Origin of the sequence: Segatella salivae DSM 15606 (assembly GCF_000185845.1) — a bacterium.
GTDB classification, from domain to species: domain Bacteria; phylum Bacteroidota; class Bacteroidia; order Bacteroidales; family Bacteroidaceae; genus Prevotella; species Prevotella salivae.
The window spans coordinates 465,941-471,633 of record NZ_GL629647.1 but is presented as its reverse complement, the minus strand read 5'-3'; the positions used below and the strand labels follow the sequence as shown (position 1 = coordinate 471,633).

Here is a 5,693-nt window from a genome sequence, read left to right as displayed (position 1 = left end):
ATTTGTTTGATTTAACAAACTTTATGCACAAAAGTCTCGCGTATTTGTGATATATTTTATATTTTCGCATGAGGAAAAAATAAGTCTAATTTCTAATAAATAAGAGGATTATGAAAAAAACTTTAGTATTATGTATAAGTCTCAGTGCAGCTTTAGCATTTACAAGTTGTAAGTCAAGTGAGAGTGCTTATAGGAAAATGTATGATAAAGCTAAAGCGCAAGAAGCATCACAACAAAACGAAGCAGAAACGACTTCACCGGTTGTAACGCCTCTCGAACAGAAGTCAGCAAATGAAGTTACCGTTATGGATAATGTTGATAATGCTGTTGTTCGTCAAGAGAATTTCTCAGTAGTAAGTGGTCCTGAGGTGAAGAGCTTTGGTGTTGTTGTTGGTTCTTTCTCTTTGAAAGCTAATGCAGAAGGGCTGCAAAGAACATTGAAGGGTGCTGGATATGATGCTTCTATCGTGTTTAATAGTGAAAGAAGCATGTATCGTGTTGTTGCATCTTCTTTCAATAATAAAGCTGATGCGGTTAGAAGTCGTGATGCTTTGCGTAGTAGATATGCTGATGCATGGTTGCTATTTAAGAAATAATAAATTGTAGTTCTCTTTGGAGAACTACCTATTTATATGGCACGTATACTTTCTATAGACTACGGTAAAAAGCGTACGGGATTGGCAGTGACTGATTCTTTGCAAATTATTGCAAATGGATTAGCCACTGTTTCTACGTCAATATTGATAGACTTCCTTAAAGACTACATTGCAAAAGAAACTGTTGAGTTGATAGTTATAGGTCGGCCTGTTAAGCCAGATGGTACTCCAAGTGAGAACCTTGCACGTGTAGAACAGTTTGTAAATCGATGGCGTAAGCTCATGCCTAAAGTTCCTATAGAATATTATGATGAACGTTTTACCTCAGTTATAGCCCATAAAGTTGTTTTAGATAGTGGTATAAAGAAGAAAGCAAGAAGAGAAAGGAAAGGCTTAGTAGATGAGATTTCTGCAACAATTATCTTGCAAGACTTCATGCAGTATAAACGTTCCATGTTATATAGACAAAAAGATTAATTAATGATATTACCTATATATATATATGGTCAGCCTGTGTTGAGGAAGGTGGCCCAAGACATTTCTCCTGATTATCCTCAACTAAAAGAACTAATATCAGATATGTTTGAGTCGATGACGGCAAGTAATGGTGTTGGTTTAGCAGCCCCACAAATTGGGAAAGATATTCGAGTTGTTGTTATTGATCTCGATGTTTTAAGTGATGATTTCCCTGAGTATAAGGGCTTTAGAAAGGCTTTTATAAATGCGCATGTCCTTGAAGTTGACGATGATTCACCAAAAGAGACGCTGGAAGAAGGTTGTCTTTCCTTGCCAGGGTTATCTGAAAAAGTTACTCGTCCAACTCGAATTCATGTAAAATATCAAGATGAAGATTTTGTAGAACATGATGAATGGGTTGAAGGTTATTTGGCTCGTGTGATGCAGCATGAATTTGATCATCTTGAAGGGAAGATGTTTATTGATCGTATTCCGCCTTTGCGTAAACAGATGATTTATAGTAAACTTAAAGCGATGTTAAAGGGTAAGTTCCGTTGTGCTTACCGAACCAAGGTGGCACATAAATAAGATTGCAAATGTATAAGCGTCTGTTGATATTATTTGCAATTATATTTATTGTGTATATCCCTGGATATTCACAGTATAATACTGAACGTTTACTTGATGTTAGTGCTACGGCTTTGGATAATAAAGATTATGTTGTAGTCATTCAGTATTGTAATAATATCATCTCTAACAGACCTTATCTTTATAAAGCTTGGTTTTATCGGGGAATCGCAAAGCAAAGTTTAGGAGATTATACTGGAGCAGAAGATGATTTTAATCAAGCGATAAAACTTAATCCTTACGTTCATGAATTGTTACGTGAACGTGCTAATAATCGAATGAATCTACGATTGTTTTCACAGGCAGATCAAGATTATGGCAAAGCAATTGAATTGAGTCCTGATAATAAAGAATATTGGTTTAATCGTGCGTTGGCCCGATTCTATCAACATAACATTAAACAAACACGTCAAGATCTTTATTATATATTAAAGCGATGGCCTTCATTACCGAACGCCTATGCATTGATGACAGAGACCTATTTGAGTGCCAATGACACCTTACAAGCACGTAAGTGGGTAGAAAAAACGCTTAAGATTAATCCGTATGATGGTAACTCTTGGTCCATATTAGGACGGCTGAATCTTAGACAGAATAATTGGAAGAGGGCCGAACAGGCATTTAGTCAAGCAATCCATTACATTCCAAACGTGGTCAATAACTACACTTATCGTGCCATGTGTCGTGTTAATTTGAATATGCTCCGGCAAGCAATGGAGGACTTCAATAAGGCTATAGAGATGGATCCTAATAGTTTTCTTGCACACTATAATCGTGGACTTTTGGGGATGACAGTAGGCGATGATAATAATGCAATCAAAGACTTTAGTTATGTATTACGACTCGAACCAAATAATCTTCAGGCTCGATATAATCGTGCATTATTATTGGATAGAGTAGGAGACTATCGTAGTGCTATTGCTGATTATTCTCGTGTTATCGCACAATTCCCTAATTTTTGGTCTGGTCTTCTCAGCCGAGCTAAATGCTATCGGCATTTAGGAATGAATGCTAAAGCCGAACTTGATGAGTTTCAAGTACTAAAGGCTCAAATGAATAAACATTTGGGAATTCAGCAGCGATGGAGTAAAGAAAAGCTTCGTCAAGTTAGGAAAATGAATGACTTTGATATTGAAAAATATGATCAATGGATAGTACTCAACGACGAAATATCTACACCTCAGTATTCAAGTAAGGTTCGAGGATACATTCAAAATCGTGAGGTCTCGTTTGATTATATGCCTCTTTATGGTTTATCTCTTCAGTCTTATTCAAATGGAATCAGTGAATTTCAGATTTCATATAAGTCTGTTGATGCATTCAATCTTTGCAAACCTGTTTCCTCCAAATTATATATTTCTTGTCGAATCTCTCCTTCTGAAGTGCATCAGACAAAACATTTCTTTCAGTTAATAGAACAATTAAATTCACAAGTTCAAAACACTTCTCATTCTTCAGTCTTACCAACGTTACTCTTACAACGTGCAGTTGCCTATTCTACGATATATAATTATGAAGCAGCTTTGAATGATTTGAATGCTTGTTTAGAACAGGATTCAACATTATCTTTGGCTTATTGGCAGCGTGCTGTATGTTATTTGACCATGCAAAAAAATAAAACTTTAACGTTGTCTAATGATTTGTCTTATAAAAAAATCATTGATGATTTACAATCTTCACTCTCTCTTGACACAGAGAATGCTTATATACTATATGATTTAGGTACTGTTTATGCGTTATTAAAAGATTATACAAGGGCAAAGGAATATTATGATAGAGCTACTAAACTCAATAGTAAAATTGCTGAAGTATATTATAATCGTGGATTAACCGAGATGGTTTTGAATCATAAATCAGAGGCTTTAAGAGATTTAGGTATTGCAGGTGAGCTCGGACTCTATGATGCTTATGCTTTGATTAAACAGATTTCTATGCATAAATAATGATTTTTGTATTTCATTATTTTGTCATTTCATACAATTAAAGTAACTTTGCCATAACATTTGATTTATAAAACTAATTTGTAATATGGTTAAAATCACGTTCCCAGATGGTTCTGTTCGTGAGTATGAACAGGGCGTAACTGGTTTACAAATCGCTGAGAGTATTTCACCGGCTCTCGCTCGCAACGTTGTATCTTGTGGGGTTAATGGTGAAACTGTAGAACTAAATCGTCCGATAAATGAAGATGCAAACTTCACACTTTATAAGTTTGAGGACGAGGAAGGTAAACGAACATTCTGGCATACATCAGCACATCTTTTGGCAGAAGCATTACAAGAGTTATATCCTCAGATACAGTTTGGCTTTGGTCCTGCTGTTGAAAATGGTTTCTTTTATGATGTAATGCCTGCAGAAGGACAAGTAATTTCAGAGAATGACTTTGCTAAAATAGAAGCAAAGATGCTTGAGTTGGCAAAGAAAGATGAACCAGTTGTACGTAAAGAAGTGTCTAAAGCTGAGGCTTTAAAAGAGTTTAAGGCTGATGGTCAGACATATAAATGTGAGCATATTGAACAAGATCTTGAAGACGGAACAATAACAACTTATACACAGGGTAACTTTACTGATCTATGTAGAGGGCCTCATTTGGTGTCAACAGGTGTAATTAAAGCTGTTAAGTTAACAAGCGTAGCAGGTGCCTTTTGGCGTGGAGATGCTGAGCGTGAACAAATGACTCGTATCTATGGTATAAGCTTTCCGAAGAAGAAAATGCTTGATGAATATCTTGTAATGTTAGAGGAAGCAAAGAAGCGTGACCATCGAAAGATTGGAAAAGAGATGGAACTTTTCATGTTCTCTGACCGTGTAGGTAAAGGACTTCCAATTTGGTTACCGAAGGGAACTCAATTGCGTTTGCGTCTTCAAAAATTACTACGTAGCCTCTTACGTCCATATCATTATCAAGAAGTTATTACTCCTGGAATTGGTGGAAAGAGTCTATATGTAACTTCAGGTCACTATGCTCATTATGGTAAAGATGCGTTCCAACCTATCCATACTCCTGAAGAAGATGAGGAATATATGCTCAAACCAATGAATTGTCCTCATCATTGTGAAGTTTATGCACGTAAGCCTCGTTCTTACAAAGACCTTCCTTTAAGAATTGCAGAGTTTGGAACCGTATTTCGTTATGAAAAAAGTGGTGAGCTGCATGGATTGACTCGAGTTCGTACTTTCACGCAAGACGACGCGCATATATTTGTTAGACCTGATCAAGTTAAATCAGAGTTCGAGACGAATATTGATATTATTTTGAAGGTATTCAAGACGTTCCATTTCGACAATTATGAAGCACAAATTTCTCTTCGTGATCCAAAAGACAAAGAGAAATACATTGGTTCTGACGAGATTTGGGAGGAAAGCGAGAATGCGATTCGGGAAGCTTGTAAGGAAAAAGGACTTGTTGCACATGAAGAGATAGGTGAAGCTGCCTTCTATGGACCTAAGCTTGACTTCATGGTTAAAGATGCTATTGGACGTAAATGGCAGCTTGGTACCATTCAGGTTGATTACAATTTACCAGCTCGTTTCAAGTTAGAGTATACTGCAGAAGATAATACAAAGAAGACCCCTGTAATGATTCATAGAGCTCCTTTCGGCTCTCTTGAACGTTTTACTGCAGTACTTATAGAGCACACTGCTGGTCATTTCCCATTGTGGCTCACACCAGATCAGGTGGCGATATTGCCAATTTCTGAGAAATATAATGATTATGCGAAGCAGGTAGGGCAGTACTTTGATACAGTGGGCGTACGTTCTGTTATTGACGATCGCAATGAAAAGATTGGTCGTAAGATTCGTGATAACGAGTTGAAACGTATTCCATATATGGTAATTGTTGGTGAGAAAGAAGCTGCTGAAGGTCTTGTTTCTATGCGAAAACAAGGTGGAGGCGAGCAAGCTACCATGAAGATGGAAGAGTTTGCAAAGCGTATTACTGACGAAGTTGCAGATCAATTGAAGACTTTAGACTAACTATCATTCGGATAGTTTCTAACAACAGAGAAGGCT

5 protein-coding genes are annotated in these 5,693 nt (G+C 36.8%); all 5 read left to right on the top strand.

Translation table 11 applies throughout. From position 1 onward, the window contains the following. Positions 1-110: 110 nt before the first annotated feature. The 5 genes from HMPREF9420_RS02000 to thrS all read left to right on the top strand — a co-directional run bounded on the left by HMPREF9420_RS02000 (position 111) and on the right by thrS (position 5,657). Positions 111-596 (top strand): SPOR domain-containing protein, encoded by a 486-nt coding sequence (locus tag HMPREF9420_RS02000; RefSeq protein ID WP_007133723.1) that lies wholly within the window; start codon positions 111-113, stop codon positions 594-596. A gap of 36 nt (positions 597-632) precedes the next feature. Next, complete coding sequence (ruvX, locus tag HMPREF9420_RS01995) at positions 633-1,073, top strand: Holliday junction resolvase RuvX (RefSeq protein WP_007133722.1); 441 nt, start codon at positions 633-635, stop codon at positions 1,071-1,073. A gap of 3 nt (positions 1,074-1,076) precedes the next feature. After that, entirely contained in the window at positions 1,077-1,640 is a 564-nt protein-coding gene (def, locus tag HMPREF9420_RS01990; RefSeq protein ID WP_007133721.1) for a peptide deformylase, read from the top strand. An 8-nt stretch (positions 1,641-1,648) separates the two neighbouring features. Further along, positions 1,649-3,622: a tetratricopeptide repeat protein gene (locus HMPREF9420_RS01985; RefSeq protein ID WP_007133720.1), complete on the top strand. Its 1,974-nt coding sequence runs from the start codon at positions 1,649-1,651 to the stop codon at positions 3,620-3,622. Between the two features lie 85 nt (positions 3,623-3,707). Beyond that, positions 3,708-5,657, top strand: coding sequence for a threonine--tRNA ligase (thrS, locus tag HMPREF9420_RS01980; protein ID WP_007133719.1), 1,950 nt, complete (start codon positions 3,708-3,710; stop codon positions 5,655-5,657). Positions 5,658-5,693: the final 36 nt, after the last annotated feature.

Excerpts from the sequence above, each read along its gene's own strand:
- HMPREF9420_RS02000 (WP_007133723.1), top strand. The coding sequence starts at position 111 with ATGAAAAAAACTTTAGTATTATGTATAAGTCTCAGTGCAGCTTTAGCA.
- ruvX (WP_007133722.1), top strand. The coding sequence starts at position 633 with ATGGCACGTATACTTTCTATAGACTACGGTAAAAAGCGTACGGGATTG.
- def (WP_007133721.1), top strand. The coding sequence starts at position 1,077 with ATGATATTACCTATATATATATATGGTCAGCCTGTGTTGAGGAAGGTG.
- HMPREF9420_RS01985 (WP_007133720.1), top strand. The coding sequence starts at position 1,649 with ATGTATAAGCGTCTGTTGATATTATTTGCAATTATATTTATTGTGTAT.
- thrS (WP_007133719.1), top strand. The coding sequence starts at position 3,708 with ATGGTTAAAATCACGTTCCCAGATGGTTCTGTTCGTGAGTATGAACAG.